Below are 21,968 nucleotides of genomic sequence, written 5' to 3' on the forward strand. Positions count from 1 at the left end.
GGTGATCGCCGCGCTGCTGGTCGGCTTCGCGGCCGCCTGCGGGGCCGCCTGGTTCGACAGCCGGCTGCACCGCGACGACATCCTGGCCGACTACCCGGGGCGCCCCGGGCCGGGCCGCGGGACGAACTGGTTGCTGGTCGGGTCGGACAGTCGCCAAGGGCTCAGCCCCGAACAGCACGAACTGGCCACCGGCGGTGACATCGGCAGCAGCCGGACCGACACCATCCTGCTGGTGCACCTGCCCGAGCTGTGGTCCGGCGGCCGGGTGACGATGGTGTCGATACCGCGCGACTCCTACGTCCCGATCCCGGGCCACGGCAAGGACAAGATCAACGCCGCCTTCTCGATGGGCGGCGCGGCCTTGCTGGCCCAGACGGTGGAGCAGGCAACCGGGCTGCGCATCGGCCACTACGCCGAAATCGGGTTCGGCGGGTTCGCCGGCTTGGTCGACGCGCTCGGCGGGGTGACGGTGTGCCCGACGGCGCCGCTCGACGACCCGTTGGCCGGCATCGACCTGCCGGCCGGCTGCCAGAAACTCAACGGCCGCAACGCGCTCGGGTACGTCAGGACGCGCGACACCCCGCGGGCCGATCTGGACCGGATGGTCAATCAGCGGCAGTTCGTGGCGGCGCTGCTGCGCGCCGCGGCCAGCCCCGCGGTGTGGCTCAACCCCTGGCGGTGGTACTCGGTGCCGCGCGCCCTCGCCGACGCGCTGACCGTGGACCGCGGCGACCACGTGTGGGACCTGGCTCGCCTCGGCTGGGGACTGCACGGCTCCCCGACCACCCTGACCGTCCCGATCGGGGAGTTCACCAGTGGCGACGCCGGATCGGTGGTGGTGTGGAATCACGACGAGGCCAGCCGGTTGTTCGAGGCGCTGGCCTCCGACGGGCCGGTGCCCGCCGCTCCGCCCGACTAGCCGCCGCGGCCGTTCTGCAGATACGCCTTCGTGCGGCCCGGGTGGTGGGTGGCCAGCCACGCCACGCCCACGTCCCGGCAGAAGTCGAGGTCTTCGTACTCGTCGACGTTCCAGCAGTACACGGCCCGGCCCTGGGCGATCGCGCGATCCGCGAGCTGGGGATACTCCTTCAGCGTGGCCAGCGACGGGCCGACGGCCGTCGCACCGACCGCGGTGGCCGCGCCGCTGATCAGGTAGCGCGCGGTCTTGCCGAGCAGCACGGTCGGCAGCAGCGGCGCGGCACGGCGGATCCGCCAGACCGCCGCCGCCGAGAACGACATCACCACCGCGCGGGACCGGTCGGCGGAGGCCGGTGAGGCGATGCCGAACCGATGCAGCAGCGCGAGCAGCTTGTTTTCCACCAGGGAGCCGTACCGCACCGGGTGCTTGGTCTCGACGAAAAGCTTCACCGGCCGATGCCAGTCCAGGACGAGCGAAACCAACGCGTCGAGCGTCAACAAACTGGTGTCGCCGTGCGTGCCGTCTTCACGCCAGCTGTCGTGCCACGCGCCGTACTCGAGCTCACGCAATTCGGCGAGGGTCATCGTGCTGACCAACCCGGCCCCGGTCGAGGTCCGGTCCAGCCGGCGGTCGTGCACGCACACCAGGTGGCCGTCGCGGGTCAGGCGCACGTCGCATTCGACCCCGTCGGCGCCTTCTTTGAGCGCGAGATCGTAGGCGGCCAGCGTGTGTTCGGGCCGCGCGGCCGATGCGCCGCGGTGGGCTACCACAAAGGGATGCCCGGCGAGCACCTCCTCGGCCCACGTCATACGCCTAATGCTGCCGCTTCCTGCCCCTCCAGCTCAACCGGGCCGGACGCCGGTGCCGGATCGCCGGGGACCACGACCCAGCGGTGCGCGGGCCGCTCGACCGGTTTGCGCTCGAAGCCCTCGAAGACCCGGGCCGCTGCGGCCACCGTCAACGCCGCGAGCAAGTACGCGAACACCATCGCGATGGTGTTGTTTGCGATGCCCTGGGCGTCCTTGGCGAAGCTGGTCGCCATGGCGAAGACCGAGACCAGGTAGCTGACGACCCACGCGATCCACCACTGGACGATGGGCTTGCGTATCCGGGAGTAGTGCTCTTCGAGGATCGCCAGCTCGATGACGTAGACGGGGGCCCACAGCAGATTGGCCAGCGGCACCACGCAGCCGGCCCACAACGCTCGGGGGCTCCGCGGCTCGGGCAGGCCGTGATGCGCGAACACCGCAGCGCGGCGCGCAATGAGCCAAAGGATCAGCATCGCCCCGGAGGCGAGCACCGCCGCGATCGCGGGCGCGCTGGCCAGGATGCCCAGCCAGTCCGCGCCGGCGGCGACCCAGGAATTCAACAAGGTGTTCCGGTTGACGATCAGCAGCACGTACCGCACGACATACACCAGGGCGGCGACGCCGAGAACGAGCACGCTCACGAACAGCGTGGTCCGGATCGTCGACACGGATGGCGTTCGCCGCGCGGGCGTTTGGGCCGCCGCGGCCGTTTGTTCGACACGGTCGGCAAGGCCCCACCGCGGGATCACCGCGTAGCGCGGCGTCGGGCCGAGGGGGCGTCGCCCGCGCCTCGGCGGCGGCGCGGCGCCCGGCCGCACCGCAACCCAGCGAAAGCCCGGCGGCAGCCGCGGCGGGGTGCGCTGCAACGTCCGGGGCGCCGGCGGGCGGCTCACCGGCGCGGCGCTGTGGGGGCTCCACCGCGGGTCGGGCGCCGGCGCATCCGGCAAGGGCGCCATCAGGGCTCCCTGGCAACGGGGGCACCACTCGCGTTGCCGCTCGCGCACGTTCCACCGAGTGCCGCATTGGGAGCACACCTGGATCACCGGACTAGCCTAGCCGCGCGCCGATGCGGGCCGCGCGGGCTCACCGATGGTCCGAACGGGGCCGGTCGGCAATTATTTCGGCTCGCGCGCCTATCCACAGTTTCCACAGGTTTATCCACACGTGGTTAGTGGGTAAGGGAAGCATTACTACAGCCCTGCAGGCTCGCGGTGGTGTCACTGTGGATAACGCTGCGGTAACGAAGTCATGCCATCGACAGCCCCGGACGGCCATTGAGCGAAATGGATTGTCTTACTAAGCAGTCGGGCCGACGGTCCCCGAAACGGGTGCGGACCCCTCGGCCGAGCCCTTTCGCGGCCGTCGCCGGAGCCGCAGCTCAGAGCGTCGTTTTCCAAGCCCGCCCGGAAGCGCTATGATCGCCTTCGCAAAATTGTTTGTGACTCACCTCACTGAGGTGAGGAGCGGGTGAAAGGCGATTGATGGCCACGCATTCGTTCGGTCCGGGGACACCGGGCCCCTCGAAGTCGTACTCCGGCTCGGCTGCGTGGAATCACAGCTACAGCATCGCGGCGCTGCGCGCCGGGCTGATCGCGCTCGCCTTACTCGCGGTTCTCCTCCTCATCGTCTTGTCTTGAATCGGCGCGGAACGGGTATTCGGCGTCGGAGCTCATCGCGGTCATTCTTGCGGTCGGCGCAGTCATGGAGCAGGGTTGTCTACGGCTGGCCGCCGCGCGGCAGGCCCGCGAAGCGTTAGCAGACAATCGAAGAAAGGAACGCCGTGGCTGAATACACCCTGCCCGATTTGGACTGGGACTACGCAGCGTTGGAACCGCACATCTCGGGTCAGATCAACGAGATCCACCACAGTAAGCACCACGCCACCTACGTCAAAGGCGTGAACGACGCGGTTGCCAAACTCGAAGAGGCGCGCGCCAACGACGACCACGCCGCGATCCTCCTGAACGAAAAGAACCTGGCGTTCCACCTCGGCGGCCACGTCAATCACTCGATCTGGTGGAAGAACCTGTCGCCGGACGGCGGCGACAAGCCGACCGGCGAACTGGCCGCCGCCATCGATGACGCGTTCGGATCGTTCGACAAATTCCGCGCCCAGTTCAGCGCGGCCGCCAATGGCCTGCAGGGTTCGGGCTGGGCCGTGCTGGGCTATGACACGCTCGGCGGCAGGCTGCTCACCTTCCAGCTGTACGACCAGCAGGCCAACGTCCCGCTCGGCATCATCCCCTTGCTGCAGGTCGACATGTGGGAGCACGCCTTCTACCTGCAGTACAAGAACGTCAAGGCGGATTACGTCAAGGCGTTCTGGAACGTCGTCAATTGGGCAGACGTGCAGAAGCGGTACGCGGCCGCCACGTCGAAGACCAATGGGCTGATCTTCGGCTGAGTCCACCTTGAGGCATGGGGGCGTCGCGCGGCTCGCGCGGCGCCCCTTTCGTTTGTCGGGCCGTCGATTGGGCATTCCGAGAACATGTGCGCCACTAGCCGTGTCGGGTTGCACGGCACCGAACCCGCGGGCATGCTTGATTATTCGAGTTACCAGCGTGGTTAATCCGACGGAGGCGTCGCGCGGAGGTCGAAATGGAGACTGGGTCTGACCGCCCGATAGGGGTTTCCCCTTTCCATGCTCGTGGTGCCCTGAAAGGGTTTGTGATCTCCGGACGTTGGCCGGATTCGACCAAAGAATGGGCGCAATTGCTCATGGTCGCGGTCCGGGTCGCGTCATTGCCCGGATTGCTTTCCACCACAACGGTATTCGGTGCCCGCGAGGAGTTGCCCGAAGAACCCGAGCCGGGCACGGTCGGCCTGGTGCTCGCCGAAGGCACGGTCTTCGGGGACTCCGCGATACAGCCGGGCTATTTCGCCGACCACCAGCCCCCCGCGTTGCTGATGCTGCATCCGCCGTCGGAGACCACGCCGTCGTTGCCGGAATGCAATGGGGCGGCGTCGGGCTGCGTCCTGCTTCCCGGATTGCCCTATCTCGGACTCGAGCATCGGGCGGCCTGGGTGGAAGCCGAAGCCGATGGCACGATCACCTCGATGGTCAGTCGCGTCGGCGTCGACCCCATCACCCATCCCGATACCGCGATACTCGCGATGTTGCTCGCGGCATAGGCGTTTACATCGGCGCCGTTTCGTCGCGGCCGTCAGTCCGCAACACTCGACGAAGCGACCCACGGCAAACCCCTGTGCCGGACTCCGATGACCCGACGAACGTCGGTGATGTGTCGAAACTTCGCCGGCGGTACTCCGTGCGCCGTTGACGTCCCTGACGCCGGCGACTTCCCCGGCGGGGATGGGTGCGCGGGGCGCCTTCGCGACGGCGGACCGAACGCCGATTCACATCTTCCGCGCGTCCCAAGGCGCCGTTTTCCGGCCGCAACACCGCTCTGACAGCAAATACGGCGTTAAGCCATCATAAATTGCTGCCTGGTTGCCGGGCGACCGCCCAGCACCCTTCCACCCTACACTTCCCCCCGGTCGGCAGCACCGGCCCGCCACTTCGGGCCAGATCGCGAATTCTGCGGATAACCTGTGAGTTTCGCCGATTTAGTGGACACTACAGCGAATCAGTTAGACGCTCGTCAAGTGCGGTATCGGCAAGCACCAGCTACGCCTGGACCGAATCCGCGGGGGTTTGCACCTAGTTACGGACACAAACCCTCGCTACCATGATCAGCAAATACACCTAGGTAATAGTTCACTTCTACAGCCCAGTGGAGGTCATAACCAATGAGCACGACGTTCGCTGCTCGCCTGAACCGCCTGTTCGACACCGTGTATCCCCCCGGACGGGGGCCGCACACCTCCGCCGAAGTGATCGCGGCGCTCAAGGCGGAGGGCATCACGATGTCGGCTCCGTACCTGTCGCAGCTGCGTTCGGGGAACCGCACCAACCCGTCGTCGGCCACCATGGCCGCGCTGGCCAACTTCTTCCGCATCAAGCCGGCCTACTTCACCGACGACGAGTACTACGAGAAGCTCGACAAGGAGCTGTCGATCCTCGCCACGATGCGCGACGACGGCGTGCGCCGCATTGCCCTGCGCGCCTCCGAGTTGTCGCCCGAGGCCCAGCACGAGGTCATGCAGCGGGTCAACGAGTTACGCCGCGCGGAGCACCTGGACGCCTAGCGGGCACCGGTCGCCCGGCCCACCTGGAGGGCTCCCGCCCGCCCATTCCGATTAGGGTTGGCTGACGGATCGCGCACGCGCGAGAGCGACAGTCACGAGAGACCGGGGAGGCGGCCGGGTATGGCCCTGTTCCGCAAGCGAAAGAGCCGCGCGACGCGTCGCGCCGAAGCCCGTGCGATCAGGGCGCGCGCCAAGCTGGAGGCCAAGCTCGCCGCCAAGAACGAGAATCGCCGTTACCGCGCCGCCCACCGGGCGGAGGCCAAGGCCCTCCGCGCGCAGATCAAAGCCCAACGCGACAGCGACCGCAACGCGCTGAAAGTCGCCGAGACCCAACTCAAAGCGGCGCGGGAAGGCAAGATCTTCTCGCCGACCCGGATCCGCCGCACCCTGACGGTGTCCCGGCTCCTCGCGCCGATCCTGACGCCGATCATCTACCGGGCCGCGGTCTCGGCCCGCGCGCTCATCGACCAGCGTCGCGCGGACCAACTCGGAATACCGTTGGCCCAGATCGGGCAGTTCTCGGGCCACGGCGCGCAGTTGTCCGCCCGGATCGCCGGGGCGGAGAAGTCCCTGCGGACGGTGCAGGACAAGAAGCCCAAGGACGCCGAGACCCGGCAATTCGTTTCGGCCATCACCGAGCGACTCACCGACCTCTCCGCGGCCGTCACCGCCGCGGAAAACATGCCGGCCGCCCGCCGCCGGGCAGCCCACGCCGCGATCGCGTCGCAGCTCGACGGCATCGAGGCGGACCTGATGGCCCGGCTCGGGCTCAGCTGACCGCCGCATGCGGCTTCCCGGCACAAGGATCCGCGCGCGGCGGCTGGCCCGCCTGCCCATCGCGGTGGTCGCCGCCGTCGGCCTGTATCTCGTCGCCGCGGCGCACCTCCCCGCCGCGGGGGCGCACGTCCACGCCAGCAGCGACGACGCGGTGCGCGGCGCCACGGCGATCGTCACCTTTCAGGTCCCCAACGAGTCCAACACGGGCGCGCTGACCACAGCCCTCAGCGTCGCCCTGCCCGACGTCGCCTCGGCGCGCACCGAAAGCATGCCGGGCTGGACCGCCAAGCTCGACCGAGACCCGGCGTCGGGGGCCGTTCACTCGGTGACCTGGACGGCCTCCGCCGGCGGCGGCATCGGGGTCGATCAATTCGCACTGTTCCGGGTGTCGGTGAAGCTGCCCGACGCGGAGACCGTCACGTTTCCGGCCACGCAGACCTACTCCGACGGCACGGTCGTGAAGTGGGACCAGCCGCCGCAACCCGGGGGCGGCGAGCCGGAGTACCCGGTGCCCACGCTGACACTGGCCGCGGGAGCGGCTCCGTCCCACGGCCACCATCCGTCCGCGCCGCCGGCCGGCCAACCGACCGCACCGCCGCCGCCGCCGAAAACTTCGGACAACACCGCCCGGCTGTTGGGGGGCGCGGCCCTGATCGTTGCCGCGCTGGGAATCTGCCTTGCGCTGATCCGCCGGCGAGCATGAGGCGGTTGGCTATCGCCACGCTCGTCGGTGCCCTGTTGGCGATCGCGACAACCACCGCGCCGGTGGCGTCGGCGCACGCCGCGCGGGTGGCCACCGATCCGGCGGACAACGCGGTGCTCACGACCGGTCCGCCGCGGGTGAGCGCCACGTTCAACGAACAGCTGCAGACCACCTTCGCGGCCATGACCGTCGTCGGCCCCGACGGCAACATGTGGTCCACCGGCGACCCCACCGTGCGGGGCGCGACGGTCGGCATCGACCTGCGGCCGCTGGGACCGCCCGGGACCTACACGGTGAACTACCGGGTGACCTCCGCGGACGGCCACGTGGTCTCCGGATCCTGGTCCTTCCGGCTGACCGTGCCCGGTACCGGGACGCCCGGGCCCCCGGCCGGCGGCGACCGTCCCGGCGGCGATGTCCCGGTCTGGCCGTTCGTCGCGGTGGCGGTGCTGCTCGTCGCGGCAGGCGCGCTGTGGGCGGTGCGGCACAGACCGTGACCGGCGGCCGAGGCGCCCACACTCCTGCTGGCATGATGGGTTCGGAGAACCCGCGTGGGCAAACGACAGAAAGCTCGAGGAGCGGCCGCATGGCAGACCCGCAGGACCAACCGAGCAGCGAACCCGACGACGCGTCGACCCCGCCGCCGGAGAAGAAGCCCCCGGCCAAGGCGGCCAAGAAGGCGGCGAAGGCGCCCGCCAAGAAGGCCCCCGCGAAGAAAGCCCCCGCAAAAAAGGCGCCAGCCAAGAAAGCGCCCGCGAAGAAGGCGCCGGCCAAAAGCGCCGAGCCCGCCGCCAAGGCGCCCGAGCCATCGCTGGCGGTGCAGCAGCGCATCGAAAGTAACGGCGACCTCGCCGCCGCTGCGAAAGATGTTGCGGCGCAAGCAAAATCCACTGTCGATGCCGCCAACAATCCGGTCCCTGCGGACGTTCCGACGATGTCCCTCACCCAGTCCCCGATGCCGTTGATCGTGGCCCTGGCGGTCAGCCTCCTGGCGATCCTGTTGATCCGTCAGCTGCGGCGCCGCTGACCGCCGCTACGGTGTCAGACGTGACCGTGTCATTTCAGCCGACCGCCGACCTCGTCGACGACATCGGGCCCGACGTTCGCAGCTGCGATGTTCAATTCCGTCAGTTCGGTGGCCGCCCGCAATTCGCCGGGCCCATCAGCACCGTGCGCTGCTTCGAAGACAACGCGTTGCTGAAATCGGTGCTCTCCCAACCCAGTGCGGGCGGGGTGCTGGTCATCGACGGCGGCGGTTCCCTGCACTCGGCGCTGGTCGGCGACGTCATCGCCGAGCTGGCCCGCTCGAACGGCTGGGCCGGGCTGATCGTCAACGGGGCGGTGCGCGATGCCGCCGCGCTACGCGATCTCGACCTCGGCATCAAGGCGTTGGGCACCAATCCGCGCAAGAGCGCCAAGACAGGCACCGGCGAGCGCGACGTCGAGGTCACGCTGGGCGGGGTGACCTTCGTCCCGGGCGAGATCGCCTACAGCGATGACGACGGCATCGTCGTCGTCAAGCCCTAAACCGCAACCGGCGCACGCTTTTTCGCGAACTGCAAGCCCTCGTCGTCAACCTTGCCGCGCCGGATCGTGCGCATGTCGAAGAAGTAGTTCTGCTTGAGCCGCCACGGCGCACGCGACCCCGACTTGGGCAACATGTCCATCGCCCGCTGGAAATAGCCCGGGCTGAAGTCCATGAACGGCAACTCGTCGACGTCGGCGCCGGGACGCTGCGGCTCCACGAAGTCAAAGCCTCCTGCGTCCATGTAATTCAGCAGGCGGCAAACGAACTCGGAGACCAGGTCGGCCTTCAGCGTCCACGACGCGTTGGTGTATCCGAAGGTGATCGCGAAATTCGGCACCCCGGAGAACATCAGGCCCTTGTAGGTCATCAGCGACGTCAGCTCGATGGGCTCGCCGTTGCGGGTGGGCTTGACACCGCCGAGCAGCTGCATGTTCAAACCCGTTGCGGTGATGATGATGTCGGCCTGCAGCTCCTCGCCGGAGGTGAGCCTGATTCCCGTCTTCGTGAACCGGTCGATGGTGTCGGTGACGACGTCGGCCTTGCCGTGCCGGATGGTCCGGAAGAAATCGCCGTCGGGCGCCAAGCACAGCCGCTGGTCCCACACGTTGTACCGGGGCCCGAAGTGCTTCTCGACGTCGTAGCCTTCGGGCAGCCGGCGCTTGGCCATCGTCATCAACGTCTTGCGCATGTAGGCGGGGGCCTTACGCGACAGCTGGTACTGGAAGGTGCTGAACGAGATGGCTTTCCAGCGATTCGCGATGTGCGCCAGCTTGTCGGGCAGCAGCCGGTTGGCCCGTTCGGCGAACGGGTCGACCCCGGGCAGCGAGCCGATGTAGGTCGGTGAGCGCTGCAGCATCGTGACGTGGCCGGAGCCGGAGTTCACCAGGGCCGGGATCAGGGTGATCGCGGTGGCGCCGGAGCCGATGACGACGATCTTCTTGCCCGTGTAGTCCAGGTCCTCCGGCCAGTGCTGCGGATGGACGATCCGGCCCTCGAAGTCCTCGGCGCCGGGGAAGGTGGGCGAGTATCCCTCGTCGTAGTTGTAGTAGCCGGTGCAGGCGAACAGGAACGAGCAGGTGAGCTCGCGCTGCTGGCCATCGGACTCGACGGTCAGCGTCCAGCGGTTCTCGGCGTCGGACCAATCTGCGGACACCACGCGCTGGCGGTAACGGATGTGCTGGTCGATCTTGTTCTCGACGGCGGCCTCGTTGATGTAGGCCTTGATGTCGGCGCCGTCGGCGATCGATTTCGCCGAACGCCAGGGCTTGAACCGGAACCCGAGGGTGAACATGTCCGAGTCCGACCGGATGCCCGGGTACTTGAACAGGTCCCAGGTGCCGCCCAGGTCGTCGCGGCGTTCGAGGATGGCGTAGCTCTTCGTCGGGCAGCGCTGCTGCAGGTGCCACGCCGCGCTGATCCCGGAGATGCCGGCGCCCACGATGATCACGTCAAGGTGCTCAGTCATGATGGCCACGGTATCAACGGGGTGTCGAAGGAGTCAACACAGTGTTGAAAACTTCGACACCGTGTAAAGTAGCGGTCGTGACTTCCGTCGGCCAGACTCGCGCGTTGCGGGGTCGCCGTGCGATTCGGCCGTCCGGCGACGACCGTGAGCGGGCAATCCTCGCGACCGCCGAGCGGCTGCTGGAGCAGCGCTCGTTCGCCGACATCTCGGTCGATGACCTGGCCAAGGGTGCGGGCCTGTCGCGGCCGACGTTCTACTTCTATTTCAAGTCGAAGGATGCGGTGCTGATCTCGCTGCTGGAACCGGTGATCGCGCGCGCCGACTCCGAGTTCGACGGCGCGGTGCAACGGCTGCCCGCGGACCCGCGCCGGGTGTGGCGCAACGGCATCAAGGCGTTCTTCCTGGCTTTCAGCACGCACCGCCGGCTGGCCCGCGCCGCAACCGAAGCGCTGGCGACCAGCCCCGAGCTGCGCGGGGTCTGGTTGGGCTTCATGCAGAAGTGGATCGACCAGACCGCGGCCATGATCGCCGCCGAACGCGCGCGGGGCGCCGCGCCGGAGACGATCCCAGCCGCCGACCTGGCCACCTCCCTGAACCAGATGAACGAGCGCACCATGATGGCCGCCCTGTCCGCCGAAACGCCGGCGGTCGACGAGGAGCGGGTGGTCGACACCCTCACCCACATCTGGGTGACCAGCATCTACGGCGAATCCAGCTAAGTGGCGATCGCAAGCGCGGCGTAGCCGGGCGAAGCGGGTCGTCACCATGGAACGCCGTCACCGGTGCGTGCGAACATATGTTCGTGCGGTGCGATGCGTCCATCCTGCACGCGGACCTGGATTCGTTCTACGCGTCCGTCGAACAGCGCGACGACCCGACGTTGCGCGGCCGCCCGGTGATCGTCGGCGGTGGGGTCGTGCTCGCCGCCAGCTACGAGGCGAAGGCCTACGGGGTACGCACGGCGATGGGCGGCGCGCAGGCCCGCCGGCTGTGCCCGCACGCCGCGGTGGTGCCGCCCCGGATGCGCGCCTACAGCCGCGCCAGTGACGCGGTCTTTGAGGTGTTTCGCGACTGCACCCCTATCGTGGAGCCGCTCTCGGTGGACGAGGCGTTCCTGGATGTCGGCGGCCTGCGCCGGGTGTCGGGGACTCCGGTCGAGATCGCCGAACGGTTGCGCGCCGACGTGCGCGAGCGGGTGGGCCTGCCCATCACCGTGGGCATCGCCCGGACGAAGTTCCTGGCCAAGGTCGCCAGCCAGGAGGCCAAGCCGGACGGGCTGCTGCTGGTGCCGCCCGAGCAGGAGCTGGCTTTCCTGCACCCGTTGCCGGTGCGGCGGCTGTGGGGCGTGGGCGCCAAGACGGCAGACAAGCTGCACGCCCACGGGCTGGTGACCGTCGCCGACGTCGCCGAGCTGAACGAGTCGACGCTGGCCTCGCTGCTCGGCGGCGCCATGGGCCGGCAGCTTTTTGCCCTGTCTCGCAACATCGACCGCCGCCGGGTGACCACGGGTGTGCGTCGCCGGTCGGTGGGGGCGCAACGGGCGCTCGGCCGCGCCGGCAACACCATGTCGGCTTCCGAGATCGACGCGGTGGTGGTGAATCTGATCGACCGCATCACCGGCCGCATGCGCGCCGCCGGGCGCACCGGGCGCACGGTGGTGCTGCGCCTGCGGTTCGACGACTTCGGCCGGGCGACGCGGTCGCGGACACTGCCGTTGGCGACGTCCTCGACGCAGCCCATCCTGGCGGCCGCGCGTCAGCTGGTCGCGTCAGCCGCACCGCTGATCGCCGAGCGCGGGCTGACACTGGTCGGTTTCGCGGTGTCGGGAATCGACCGCAGCGGCGCCCAGCAACTGACGCTGCCCTTCGGCGACGAGGAGAACCGGCTCGCGATCGACGCGGCGATCGACCGGGTGCGGGACCGCTACGGCAAATCCGCGCTCACGCCCGCGGTACTCGTCGGCCGCGACGCAGGCTTCGAGATGCCGCACCTGCCCGACTAATTCGATTTCGAAGCGGTCCAGTCCAGCAGCCGCTCGGCCGGCCAGGTGTTGACGATCCGGTCGACGGGCAGGCCCACGTCAAGGGCGCGCTGGGCGCCGTAACCGAGGAAGTCCAGCTGGCCGGGCGCGTGGGCGTCGGTGTCGATGCTGAAGACGCAGCCGATGTCCATGGCCTGCTTGAGCAGCCGGGTCGGTGGATCGCGGCGCTCCGGCCGCGAGTTGATCTCCACCGCGGTGCCGTGGTCGCGGCAGGCGGTGAACACCGCTTCGGCATCGAACTTCGACTGCGGTCGGATGCCCCGGTTGCCGGAGACCAGCCGCCCGGTGCAGTGGCCCAGCACGTCGGCATGCGGATTGGAGACGGCGCGCACCATGCGCCGCGTCATCGCCGCGGCGTCCATCGACAGCTTGGAATGCACGCTGGCCACCACGACGTCGAGGCGCTCGAGCAACTCCGGCTCCTGGTCGAGGCTGCCGTCCTCGAGAATGTCAACCTCGATACCGGTGAGGATGCGCATCGGCGCGAACTGGTCGCGCAGCTTGTCGATCACGTCGAGCTGCGCGCGCAGGCGCTCCGGCGACAGCCCGTTGGCGATGGTCAGGCGCGGCGAGTGGTCGGTCAGCGCGCAGTACTCGTGCCCCAGCGCGGATGCGGCCGCCATCATCTCGTCGATCGGCGCCGACCCGTCGGACCAGTTGGAATGCAGGTGCAGGTCGCCGCGCAACGCCGCGCGGATCTCGCCGCCGCCGAGATCCTCGGCGCCGGAACGCAATTCGACCAGCAAGTCGGGCTCGCGACCGGACCAGGCCTGGTCGATGACTTTCGCGGTCTTGGGTCCGATGCCCGGCAGCGACTGCCAGCTGTTGGCCTGGCCGTGCCGCTCGCGCGCGGCGTCGTCGAGACCCTCGATGATGTCGGCGGCGTTGCGATACGCCATCACGCGTCGCGGGTCGTGGCGGCTCCGGTCCTTGAAATAGGCGATCTGCCGCAGGGCGGTTACCGGGTCCATGACTCCAGTGTGCCCGCCCCGTCAGGTCAGCTGCCCGACGATGAAGCCGGCGAGCAGCACGCTGAACCCCCCAATCTCGCCGGCGATCAGCAGCGCCATCATCAGGCCGGTGCCGGGGGCGGGGTTCTCGAATTGGTTGACGGTGTCCCGGCGCGCCCCGTGCGCGATGTAGCTGAGGATGGCGCCGACGAAGAAGAAGACGACCACACCGGCCGCGGTGAGGTTGGCCCACGTCGGCCACGCGCTGAGCTCGACGAAGGCGGCCAGCAGCAGCGTCGCGAACGAGTAGAGCAGAGCCGCCCGGTGCGCGATGTCGACGTAGGGATGGGCGCGATGGTCCGGTGCGGCCATGATCTGTCGGTATTTCCAGACGCCGAGGACAAGGGCGAGCAGAAAGATCAGCCCGGCCGCCAGCAACGTGACCTTGGTGTCGAGTCCGAGGGAGTAGTTCATCGCGCCGCTGAGTTTAGTTGCGCTTCATAAAGATCGGCTAACGTCGATTCCATGCGATTCGCCTTCAAGACCTCACCTCAGAACACCACCTGGGCGGACATGCTGGCCGTCTGGAAAGCGGCTGACGACATCGACGTGTACGAGTCCGGGTGGACCTTCGACCACTTCTATCCCATCTTCTCCGACAGCAGCGGGCCCTGCCTGGAGGGCTGGACCACGCTGACCGCGCTGGCGCAGGCGACCACGCGGTTGCGGCTGGGCACCCTGGTCACCGGCATCCACTACCGCCACCCCGCCCTACTGGCCAACATGGCCGCCGCCCTCGACATCATCTCGAACGGGCGGCTGGAGCTGGGCATCGGCGCCGGCTGGAATGAAGAGGAGTCCGGCGCCTATGGCATCGAGCTGGGCAGCATCAGGGAGCGCTTCGATCGGTTCGAGGAGGCGTGCGAGGTGCTGGTGAGCCTGCTCAGCCAGGAGACCACCGATTTCGACGGCAAGTACTACCAGCTCAAGGGCGCCCGCAACGAGCCCAAGGGTGTGCAACGCCCGCACCCGCCGATATGCATCGGCGGCAGCGGAGAGAAGCGAACGCTGCCGATCACCGCGCGCTACGCGCAGCACTGGAACTTCGTCGGCGGTCCGCCCGAGGTGTTCGCGCGCAAGCGTGACGTGCTGGCCGCGGAGTGCGAGAAGATCGGGCGCGACCCGAAGGAGATCATGCTGTCGGCCCACCTGCGCCTGGACGCGGAGCGCAACTACCAGCAGGTGGTCGAGGAGGCGGCCGGACTGGCCGCCGAAGGGCTCGACCTGGGCATTGTGTACATCAACCCGCCGCACGACCCGGCCGTCTTGGAACCCTTGGCCGAAGCCATCCGCGATTCGGGGTTGCTGGACAACTAGGGGCCGGTTTCTCGCGTTGGGGCAGTGAGCAAACTCCTCCGCCGCGCGGCAATGCGTGCAGGACGGGTGGTTACGCGCCGAAGATCAGCAAATCGTCGGCGGTGACCAGGCGCTCGTGTTTCGCGGGGAACTCGCGGCTCTTTACCGGGTGACGAAACCAGGACCAGGCGATTCGCCCCATCCGCGAGCGGGGTACGGGGTTGATGTGCACAGTGATCACTCCTGCGATCGTTCCGTTCAGCCGGGACCCCGATGCTTCGCCCGTGTGACGGAGCCCACAGAGAGTTATTAGACACCCGACTTCTGGCAAACGAGGGCAGAAACGCCGAAGTTTGGTGCCAGTGTTTCTGGTGTGATCTCTGTGACTACTGCAGCGGTACGGCCGTCGGTTTGACCGGGGCCGGCAACGCGGTGGCACCCATCAGGTAGCGGTCCACGGCCGCGGCCGCCGCCCGGCCCTCAGCTATCGCCCACACGATCAGCGACTGGCCCCGGCCCATGTCCCCGGCGACGAACACACCCGGGACCGACGTGTCGAAGTCGGCACCCCGCGCGACGTTGCCACGCTCGGTGAACTTGACCTCGAGGTCGTTGAGCAGGCCCTCCTTTTCCGGCCCGACGAATCCCATGGCCAGCAGCACCAGGTCGGCCTCGAGCTCGAAGTCCGAGCCCTCCACCTTGACGAACTTGCCGTCCTGCATGGTGACCTCGTGCGCCTTGAGCGCGGTCACGCGGCCGTCCTCGCCGACGAACTGCTCGGTGTTCACCGAGAACACCCGCTCGCCGCCCTCCTCGTGCGCCGAGGACACCCGGTACATCAACGGATAGGTCGGCCACGGGGTCGACTCGGCGCGCGACTCCGGCGGGCGCGGCATGATCTCGAATTGGTGCACGACGCTGGCGCCCTGCCGGTGCGCCGTGCCGAGGCAGTCCGCCCCGGTGTCGCCGCCGCCGATGATGACGACCTTCTTGCCCTTGGCGGTGATCGGGGGCTCGCCGTCGGGCCCCAGGACGTCGTCGCCCTCCTGCACCCGATTCCCCCACGGCAGGTATTCCATCGCCTGGTGAATCCCGTCCAGGTCCCGGCCCGGCACGGGCAGGTCCCGCCATGCGGTTGCGCCACCGGCGAGCACCACCGCGTCGAAGTCGGCGCGCAGTTGTTCGGCGGTGATGTCGCTCCCGACGTCGACGCCCGCGCGGAACTCGGTTCCCTCGGCCCGCATCTGGTCCAGGCGCCGGTCGAGGACGCGCTTTTCCATCTTGAATTCCGGGATGCCGTAGCGCAGCAGCCCGCCGATGCGATCCGCCCGCTCGAAGACGGTGACCGTGTGGCCGGCGCGGGTCAGCTGCTGAGCGGCGGCCAAACCGGCCGGACCGGAACCGACCACCGCGACCTTCTTCTGAGTCAGCTTGTCCGGGGGCAGCGGCACCACGAAGCCTTCCTCGAAGGCACGGTCGATGATCTCCAGCTCGATCTGCTTGATCGTCACCGGATCCTGGTTGATGCCCAGCACGCAGGCTGGTTCACACGGCGCCGGACACAGCCGGCCGGTGAAGTCCGGGAAGTTGTTGGTGGCGTGCAACCGCTCGATCGCGTCGCGCCACCGGCCCCGGCGCACCAGGTCGTTCCACTCCGGGATCAAGTTGCCCAGCGGACACCCGTTGTGGCAGAACGGGATACCGCAGTCCATGCAACGGGTCGCCTGCTCGCGCAGGGTGCCCTCGTCGAAGTCCTCGTAGACCTCGTGCCAGTCCTTCAACCGCAGCGGGACAGGCCGACGCTTCGGCAGTTCCCGGTGGGTGTACTTCAGGAAGCCGCTCGGATCAGCCATGCGCGGCCGCCATGATCGCCTTGTCCACGTCGACGCCATCGCGCTCGGCTTCGGCGATCGCCTGCAGCACCTTCTTGTAGTCGCGCGGCATCACCTTGACGAAGTGGCGCTGTTGTCCGCGCCAGTCGGCCAGGATCCGCTGGCCGACGGCGGAATCCGTGGCGTCCACGTGCGCCTGGATGATGCCGTGCAGGAACTCGGCGTCGTCCGAGTCCAGCGTCTCCACGTCGACCATCTCGATGTTGAGGTTGTCCGGCAATTGCTCGTCCGGGTCGTACACGTAAGCCACACCACCTGACATCCCCGCGGCGAAGTTGCGGCCGGTTCGTCCCAGAATCACAACCCGACCACCCGTCATGTACTCGCATCCATGGTCACCGACACCCTCGACCACCGCGTGGGCGCCGGAGTTACGAACCGCGAACCGTTCACCGACCACTCCGCGCAGGAAGGCCTCCCCGCTGGTCGCGCCGAACAGAATCACGTTGCCGCCGATGATGTTGTCCTCGGCCACGTAGTCCTGTGGTGCGTTGTCCGACGGCCGCACCACGATCCGCCCGCCCGAGAGGCCCTTGCCGACGTAGTCGTTGGCGTCGCCGTAAACCCGCAGAGTGATTCCCTTCGGCACGAACGCCCCGAAGCTGTTGCCCGCGGATCCGTCGAAGGTGATATCGATGGTCCCGTCCGGAAGCCCCTGGCCGCCATAGGCTTTGGTCACCTCGTGGCCGAGCATGGTGCCCACCGTGCGGTTCACGTTGCTGATGGTGGTCGAGAAACGCACCGGCTTGCCGGAATCGAGCGCCTCCCGGCTCATCACGATCAACTGCTGATCGAGCGCCTTGTCCAGGCCGTGGTCCTGACGGGAGCTGCAGTACAGATCCTGGTTCATGAACGCCGACTCGGGCTCGTGCAGCACCGGCGCGAGATCGAGCTTGTGCGCCTTCCAGTGCGCGCGGGCCAGCGTGGTGTCCAGCGCCCCGACCTGGCCGACGGCCTCGTTGACGGTACGGAAACCCAACTGCGCCATATATTCCCGAACCTCTTCGGCGATGAACATGAAGAAGTTCTCGATGAACTCGGGCTTGCCGGTGAACCGCTCCCGCAGCACCGGGTTCTGGGTGGCGACGCCGACCGGGCAGGTGTCGAGGTGACACACCCGCATCATGATGCAGCCCGCGACCACCAGCGGCGCGGTGGCGAAGCCGAATTCCTCGGCGCCGAGCAGTGCGGCGATCATCACGTCGCGGCCCGTCTTGAGCTGGCCGTCCACCTGGACCACGATCCGGTCGCGTAACCCGTTGAGCAGCAACGTCTGTTGCGTCTCGGCCAGGCCCAGCTCCCACGGCGCGCCGGCGTGCTTCATCGACGTCAGCGGGGTCGCGCCCGTGCCGCCGTCGTGGCCGGAGATCAGCACCACGTCCGCGTGCGCCTTGGAGACGCCGGCCGCGACCGTTCCCACTCCGTTCTCGGAGACCAGCTTGACGTGCACCCGCGCGGCGGGGTTGGCGTTCTTGAGGTCGTGGATCAGCTGCGCGAGATCCTCGATGGAGTAGATGTCGTGGTGCGGCGGCGGCGAGATCAGGCCGACTCCCGGCGTGGAATGCCGAACCTCGGCGACCCACGGGTACACCTTGTGCCCGGGAAGCTGGCCGCCCTCACCGGGTTTGGCGCCCTGCGCCATCTTGATCTGGATGTCGGTGCAGTTCGTCAGGTAGTGCGACGTGACACCGAAGCGCGCGGAGGCCACCTGCTTGATCGCGCTGCGGCGCCAATCCCCATCGGGATCGCGCTCGAAACGCTTGACGTCCTCGCCGCCCTCACCGCTGTTGGATCGTCCGCCCAGCCGGTTCATCGCGATGGCCAGGGTCTCGTGCGCCTCGGCCGAGATCGAGCCGTAGCTCATGGCCCCGGTGGAGAAGCGCTTGACGATCTCGCTGGCGGGTTCGACCTCGTCCAGCGGAACGGGCGGCCGCACCCCGCCGCGGAACTTGAGCAGGCCGCGCAGTGAGGCCATCCGCTCGGTCTGGTCATCGACCAGCCGGGTGTAGTCCTTGAAGATCTTGTATTGGCCGGTGCGGGTCGAGTGCTGCAGCTTGAACACCGTCTCCGGGTTGAACAGGTGGTACTCACCCTCCCGGCGCCACTGGTATTCACCGCCCACCTCGAGCTCGCGGTGCGCCCGCTCGTCGCGGCGGTCCAGGTAGGCCAGCCGGTGGCGGGCGGCGACGTCGGCGGCGATGTCCTCCAGGGTGATCCCGCCGATCGGGCAGCTCAACCCGGTGAAGTACTCGTCGAGCACGTCCTCGGAGATGCCGACCGCCTGGAACAGTTGCGCGCCGGTGTAGGAGGCCACCGTCGAAATGCCCATCTTGGACATCACTTTGAGCACGCCCTTGCCGGCGGCCTTGACGTAGTTGTTCAGCGCCTTCTCACGGTCGATACCGTCGATCGCGCCGCGGTCGAGCATGTCCTCGATCGACTCGAACACCAGGTAGGGGTTGATCGCGGCCGCCCCGCAGCCGACCAGCATCGCCATGTGGTGCACCTCGCGGGCGTCCCCGGTCTCGACGACCAGACCCACATGGGTGCGCGTCCGGTCGCGAACCAGGTGATGATGCACTCCCGCGACGGCGAGAAGCGACGGAATGGGTGCCATCTGCTCGTCGGAGTGGCGGTCCGACAGGATGATGACCCGCGCGCCCTCCTTGATCGCGGCCGACGCCTCCGCGCGAATGTCGTCGAGCGCCGCGGCCAGACCGGCGCCACCGTCGGCAACCGGGTACAGGCAGCGAATCACCTTGGACCGCATGCCGTGCGGGCGCCCCTTGACCTCGTCGTCGGGGTTGAGGTTGATCAGCTTGGCCAGCTCGTGGTTGCGCAGAATCGGTTGCTGCAAAGCGATCTGGTGGCAGGACTTCTCGTCCGGCGTGAGCAGGTCGCGCTCGCCGCCGGTGGTGCCTTGCAGGCTGGTCACCACCTCCTCGCGGATGGCGTCCAGCGGCGGGTTGGTCACCTGGGCGAAAAGCTGCTGGAAGTAGTCGTAGAGCATCCGCGGGCGCTGCGAGAGCACCGCCACCGGGGTGTCGGTGCCCATCGAGCCGAGCGGCTCGGCACCGGTACGCACCATGGGCGACACCAGCAGGTTGAGCTCCTCGTAGGTGTAGCCAAATGTGAGCTGCCGCTTGACGAGTCGCTCGTGGGGCATGCGCACGTAGTCACCCTGCGGCAGCTCATCGAGGGGAACCAGGTTCCTGTCGAGCCATTCCTGGTAGGGGTGCTCGGCCGCAAGCTCGGCCTTGATCTCCTCGTCGGAGACGATGCGCCCCTGGGTGGTGTCCACCAAGAACATTCGGCCCGGCTGCAGCCGCATCCGGCGGACCACCTTGGCCGGGTCCAGGTCCAGCACGCCGGCCTCGGAGGCCATCACCACCAGGCCGTCCTCGGTGACCCAGATCCGAGAGGGGCGCAAGCCATTTCGGTCAAGCACGGCACCCACGATGGTGCCGTCGGTGAACGTGATCGACGCGGGGCCGTCCCAGGGCTCCATCAGCGAGGCGTGGTACTGGTAGAAGGCCCGCCGCGCCGGGTCCATCGACTCGTTGCGCTCCCATGCCTCCGGGATCATCATCAGCACCGCGTGCGCCAGGCTGCGGCCGCCCAGGTGCAGTAGCTCGAGGGCCTCGTCGAAACGCGCGGTGTCGGAGGCGCCCGGGGTGCAGATGGGGAACAACTTCTCGACGTCGGCTTCCGTGCCGAAGATGTCGGTCTTCATCAACGCCTCACGGGCCCGCATCCAGTTCTCGTTGCCGGTGACGGTGTTGATTTCGCCGTTGTGGGCCACCCGGCGGAACGGATGGGCCAACGGCCACGACGGGAAGGTGTTCGTGGAGAACCGCGAATGGACGATGCCCAGCGCGCTGGTCATCCGATCGTCTTGCAGGTCAAGGTAAAACGCCTTGAGCTGCGGCGTGGTCAGCATGCCCTTGTAGACCATGGTCTGGCCGGAAAGGCTTGGGAAATAGACGGTTTCGCGGCCGGGCCCATCCTGACCGGGACCCTTGGTGCCCAGTTCGTGCTCGGCGCGCTTGCGGACCAGATAACAGCGGCGCTCCAGCGTCATGTCCGACGCGCCGGTCATGAAGACCTGCCGGAACGTCGGCATCGCGTCGCGGGACAGCGCCCCGAGGGACGAGTCGTCGATGGGCACGTTCCGCCAGCCAAGCACCGTCAGGCCCTCGGCTTCGGCGATCTTCTCGACCGCGTCACAGGCGGCCGCGGCGTCCTTGGACGACTGCGGCAAGAAGGCGATGCCGGTGGCGTAGCTGCCCGGGGGCGGCAACTCGAAATCGACGACTTCGCGCAGGAACGCGTCCGGGACCTGGATCAGGATGCCGGCGCCGTCACCGCTGCGCGGTTCGGCGCCCTGAGCGCCGCGGTGTTCGAGGTTGAGCAGGGCGGTGATGGCCTTGTCCACGATGTCGCGGCTGCGACGGCCGTGCATGTCGACGACCATGGCTACCCCGCACGAGTCGTGCTCGAACGCGGGGTTGTATAACCCGACGCGCTTGGGCGTCATATGCACCTGACCCTTCAACTGAACGTTTGTCAGCGGCCGTTAACAGCTGCTCCCGAGGAGGTCGTACCCGAAGGTTGCGGGCTGTGATCCCTCGGTCTTGTCTCGATAGGCTGTCCCCCAGGTGGCGATGATCCTGTTAGGGATGCGTCCGTGCAGCGCTGAACGGTGGCCTGGAAACCGGTCTCGACAAGTCGTAAAACGATATGACAATACCCGCCTGACATGCCAACTTCGCCAAGTCTAACCGCCAGCTGGCAGCCCCGTAAATTCCGCGGCGGCCGACGGCCGGCAACCGTGCCGACGTGCCGTTTTGGGGGTGCAATTCTCGTCACAACCCCGCCGCCTCAGGCGGCGCGGCGCGTGAACGGCAACCGCTTTGGGAGTTTGCTGCCAGAGCCACAGCGCGTCACCGCCGCGCTGCCGTCGGCCCGCATGACGGTGCTCAGCGGGTGGCCACGGCCGCCGCGGCCGCGTCGCGCCGAGCGCTGCTAAGTTTGCACGGTATCGGTGCGCGGCCCATGAGGAGATACTGGACGCGTACTGGTCCGCCTTCCGCGACGGCGGTTGGGCCGTGGCGCTTATCACTAGCCCCGGACGAACCCCACCAGCGCCGATCGATCACCCGGCACCCGAGGAGCCCATGAACGAGCGCGACGAATTCCTGAGGGACCGTCTGCAGCCGCCGCCCAGCGCCCCGGCGCCGCGTCCGCCCGGCCCCCCGCCGCGGAGTGTCCCGCCCCCGCCGCCCCTCGCCGCCCCGCGCCCCCGACCGCGGCCGCCATCGCCTTTCCCTCCCCAAGCACGGCCACCGGCCCCTCCGCCCCCCCCCCCCCCGCCCCAAC

20 protein-coding genes are annotated in these 21,968 nt (G+C 68.2%); 12 read left to right on the forward strand and 8 right to left on the reverse strand.

Features of this window, described 5'->3' with window-relative positions; translation table 11 throughout:
- Window position 1 precedes the first annotated feature (1 nt).
- Entirely contained in the window at window positions 2-919 is a 918-nt protein-coding gene (locus A5730_RS23300) for an LCP family protein (RefSeq protein WP_067905755.1), read from the forward strand.
- Here A5730_RS23300 and A5730_RS23305 read toward each other — a convergent pair.
- Complete coding sequence (locus tag A5730_RS23305) at window positions 916-1,728, reverse strand: glycerophosphodiester phosphodiesterase (RefSeq protein WP_055404675.1); 813 nt, start codon at window positions 1,726-1,728, stop codon at window positions 916-918. The two genes, A5730_RS23300 and A5730_RS23305, sit on opposite strands and share 4 nt — an antisense overlap.
- Window positions 1,725-2,771 carry a DUF4328 domain-containing protein gene (locus A5730_RS23310; protein ID WP_082946960.1) on the reverse strand — a complete coding sequence of 349 codons (1,047 nt, stop codon included), beginning with the start codon at window positions 2,769-2,771 and terminating at the stop codon, window positions 1,725-1,727. Before A5730_RS23310 ends, A5730_RS23305 begins: the two co-directional genes overlap by 4 nt.
- A 737-nt stretch (window positions 2,772-3,508) precedes the next feature.
- Here A5730_RS23310 and A5730_RS23315 point away from each other — a divergent pair.
- From A5730_RS23315 to rraA, 8 genes are all read left to right on the forward strand, one after another.
- Window positions 3,509-4,132: a superoxide dismutase gene (locus tag A5730_RS23315; protein ID WP_067905757.1), complete on the forward strand. Its 624-nt coding sequence runs from the start codon at window positions 3,509-3,511 to the stop codon at window positions 4,130-4,132.
- 194 nt (window positions 4,133-4,326) lie between these two features.
- Window positions 4,327-4,860 (forward strand): peptidase, encoded by a 534-nt coding sequence (locus A5730_RS23320; RefSeq protein ID WP_067905760.1) that lies wholly within the window; start codon window positions 4,327-4,329, stop codon window positions 4,858-4,860.
- Between the two features lie 618 nt (window positions 4,861-5,478).
- Window positions 5,479-5,877, forward strand: coding sequence for a helix-turn-helix transcriptional regulator (locus tag A5730_RS23325; RefSeq protein WP_067905762.1), 399 nt, complete (start codon window positions 5,479-5,481; stop codon window positions 5,875-5,877).
- A gap of 120 nt (window positions 5,878-5,997) precedes the next feature.
- Window positions 5,998-6,654 carry a DUF6474 family protein gene (locus A5730_RS23330; RefSeq protein WP_055404680.1) on the forward strand — a complete coding sequence of 219 codons (657 nt, stop codon included), beginning with the start codon at window positions 5,998-6,000 and terminating at the stop codon, window positions 6,652-6,654.
- 7 nt (window positions 6,655-6,661) lie between these two features.
- Window positions 6,662-7,357: a YcnI family protein gene (locus A5730_RS23335; RefSeq protein ID WP_067905764.1), complete on the forward strand. Its 696-nt coding sequence runs from the start codon at window positions 6,662-6,664 to the stop codon at window positions 7,355-7,357.
- Entirely contained in the window at window positions 7,354-7,854 is a 501-nt protein-coding gene (locus tag A5730_RS23340) for a copper resistance CopC family protein (RefSeq protein WP_067905766.1), read from the forward strand. The genes A5730_RS23335 and A5730_RS23340 overlap by 4 nt, the downstream gene beginning before the upstream one ends.
- A gap of 89 nt (window positions 7,855-7,943) precedes the next feature.
- A complete protein-coding gene (locus tag A5730_RS23345) occupies window positions 7,944-8,384 on the forward strand; it encodes a nucleoid-structuring protein H-NS (RefSeq protein ID WP_067905768.1) in 441 nt (146 codons plus the stop codon).
- A 20-nt stretch (window positions 8,385-8,404) separates the two neighbouring features.
- The gene (rraA, locus tag A5730_RS23350; protein WP_067823892.1) at window positions 8,405-8,884 is read left to right on the forward strand and encodes a ribonuclease E activity regulator RraA; all 480 of its coding nucleotides are present in this window, start codon (window positions 8,405-8,407) and stop codon (window positions 8,882-8,884) included.
- Here the strand turns inward: rraA and A5730_RS23355 are convergent.
- A complete protein-coding gene (locus tag A5730_RS23355) occupies window positions 8,881-10,350 on the reverse strand; it encodes an NAD(P)/FAD-dependent oxidoreductase (protein ID WP_067905786.1) in 1,470 nt (489 codons plus the stop codon). The genes rraA and A5730_RS23355 overlap by 4 nt on opposite strands.
- Before the next feature lie 77 nt (window positions 10,351-10,427).
- On the opposite strand from A5730_RS23355, the gene A5730_RS23360 reads away from it, so the two are divergent.
- Window positions 10,428-11,069 (forward strand): TetR/AcrR family transcriptional regulator, encoded by a 642-nt coding sequence (locus tag A5730_RS23360; protein WP_067905770.1) that lies wholly within the window; start codon window positions 10,428-10,430, stop codon window positions 11,067-11,069.
- Window positions 11,070-11,146: 77 nt separating this feature from the next.
- Window positions 11,147-12,352 (forward strand): DNA polymerase IV, encoded by a 1,206-nt coding sequence (dinB, locus tag A5730_RS23365; protein ID WP_067905772.1) that lies wholly within the window; start codon window positions 11,147-11,149, stop codon window positions 12,350-12,352.
- On the opposite strand, the gene A5730_RS23370 is transcribed toward dinB, so the two are convergent.
- Window positions 12,349-13,362, reverse strand: coding sequence for a PHP domain-containing protein (locus A5730_RS23370; protein ID WP_067905774.1), 1,014 nt, complete (start codon window positions 13,360-13,362; stop codon window positions 12,349-12,351). The genes dinB and A5730_RS23370 overlap by 4 nt on opposite strands.
- Window positions 13,363-13,383: 21 nt before the next feature.
- Window positions 13,384-13,815 (reverse strand): hypothetical protein, encoded by a 432-nt coding sequence (locus A5730_RS23375; protein WP_067905776.1) that lies wholly within the window; start codon window positions 13,813-13,815, stop codon window positions 13,384-13,386.
- 51 nt (window positions 13,816-13,866) lie between these two features.
- Between A5730_RS23375 and A5730_RS23380 the strand changes: the two genes are divergently transcribed.
- The gene (locus A5730_RS23380; RefSeq protein WP_067905778.1) at window positions 13,867-14,718 is read left to right on the forward strand and encodes an LLM class F420-dependent oxidoreductase; all 852 of its coding nucleotides are present in this window, start codon (window positions 13,867-13,869) and stop codon (window positions 14,716-14,718) included.
- 70 nt (window positions 14,719-14,788) lie between these two features.
- On the opposite strand, the gene A5730_RS25040 is transcribed toward A5730_RS23380, so the two are convergent.
- The 3 genes from A5730_RS25040 to gltB form a co-directional block, all read right to left on the reverse strand.
- Complete coding sequence (locus A5730_RS25040; protein WP_197506331.1) at window positions 14,789-14,938, reverse strand: hypothetical protein; 150 nt, start codon at window positions 14,936-14,938, stop codon at window positions 14,789-14,791.
- Between the two features lie 145 nt (window positions 14,939-15,083).
- Complete coding sequence (locus A5730_RS23385; protein WP_067905781.1) at window positions 15,084-16,550, reverse strand: glutamate synthase subunit beta; 1,467 nt, start codon at window positions 16,548-16,550, stop codon at window positions 15,084-15,086.
- Window positions 16,543-21,126 (reverse strand): glutamate synthase large subunit, encoded by a 4,584-nt coding sequence (gene gltB / locus A5730_RS23390; protein ID WP_067905782.1) that lies wholly within the window; start codon window positions 21,124-21,126, stop codon window positions 16,543-16,545. The genes A5730_RS23385 and gltB overlap by 8 nt, the downstream gene beginning before the upstream one ends.
- Window positions 21,127-21,968 lie beyond the last annotated feature (842 nt).

Origin of the sequence: Mycobacterium sp. ACS4054, assembly GCF_001667275.1 — a bacterium.
GTDB lineage: Bacteria > Actinomycetota > Actinomycetes > Mycobacteriales > Mycobacteriaceae > Mycobacterium.

Excerpts from the sequence above, each read along its gene's own strand:
- A5730_RS23305 (WP_055404675.1), bottom strand. The coding sequence starts at position 1,728 with ATGACGTGGGCCGAGGAGGTGCTCGCCGGGCATCCCTTTGTGGTAGCC.
- A5730_RS23320 (WP_067905760.1), top strand. The coding sequence starts at position 4,327 with ATGGAGACTGGGTCTGACCGCCCGATAGGGGTTTCCCCTTTCCATGCT.
- A5730_RS23325 (WP_067905762.1), top strand. The coding sequence starts at position 5,479 with ATGAGCACGACGTTCGCTGCTCGCCTGAACCGCCTGTTCGACACCGTG.
- A5730_RS23330 (WP_055404680.1), top strand. The coding sequence starts at position 5,998 with ATGGCCCTGTTCCGCAAGCGAAAGAGCCGCGCGACGCGTCGCGCCGAA.
- A5730_RS23335 (WP_067905764.1), top strand. The coding sequence starts at position 6,662 with ATGCGGCTTCCCGGCACAAGGATCCGCGCGCGGCGGCTGGCCCGCCTG.
- A5730_RS23340 (WP_067905766.1), top strand. The coding sequence starts at position 7,354 with ATGAGGCGGTTGGCTATCGCCACGCTCGTCGGTGCCCTGTTGGCGATC.
- A5730_RS23345 (WP_067905768.1), top strand. The coding sequence starts at position 7,944 with ATGGCAGACCCGCAGGACCAACCGAGCAGCGAACCCGACGACGCGTCG.
- A5730_RS23355 (WP_067905786.1), bottom strand. The coding sequence starts at position 10,350 with ATGACTGAGCACCTTGACGTGATCATCGTGGGCGCCGGCATCTCCGGG.
- dinB (WP_067905772.1), top strand. The coding sequence starts at position 11,147 with ATGTTCGTGCGGTGCGATGCGTCCATCCTGCACGCGGACCTGGATTCG.
- A5730_RS23370 (WP_067905774.1), bottom strand. The coding sequence starts at position 13,362 with ATGGACCCGGTAACCGCCCTGCGGCAGATCGCCTATTTCAAGGACCGG.
- A5730_RS23375 (WP_067905776.1), bottom strand. The coding sequence starts at position 13,815 with ATGAACTACTCCCTCGGACTCGACACCAAGGTCACGTTGCTGGCGGCC.
- A5730_RS23380 (WP_067905778.1), top strand. The coding sequence starts at position 13,867 with ATGCGATTCGCCTTCAAGACCTCACCTCAGAACACCACCTGGGCGGAC.
- A5730_RS23385 (WP_067905781.1), bottom strand. The coding sequence starts at position 16,550 with ATGGCTGATCCGAGCGGCTTCCTGAAGTACACCCACCGGGAACTGCCG.
- gltB (WP_067905782.1), bottom strand. The coding sequence starts at position 21,126 with ATGACGCCCAAGCGCGTCGGGTTATACAACCCCGCGTTCGAGCACGAC.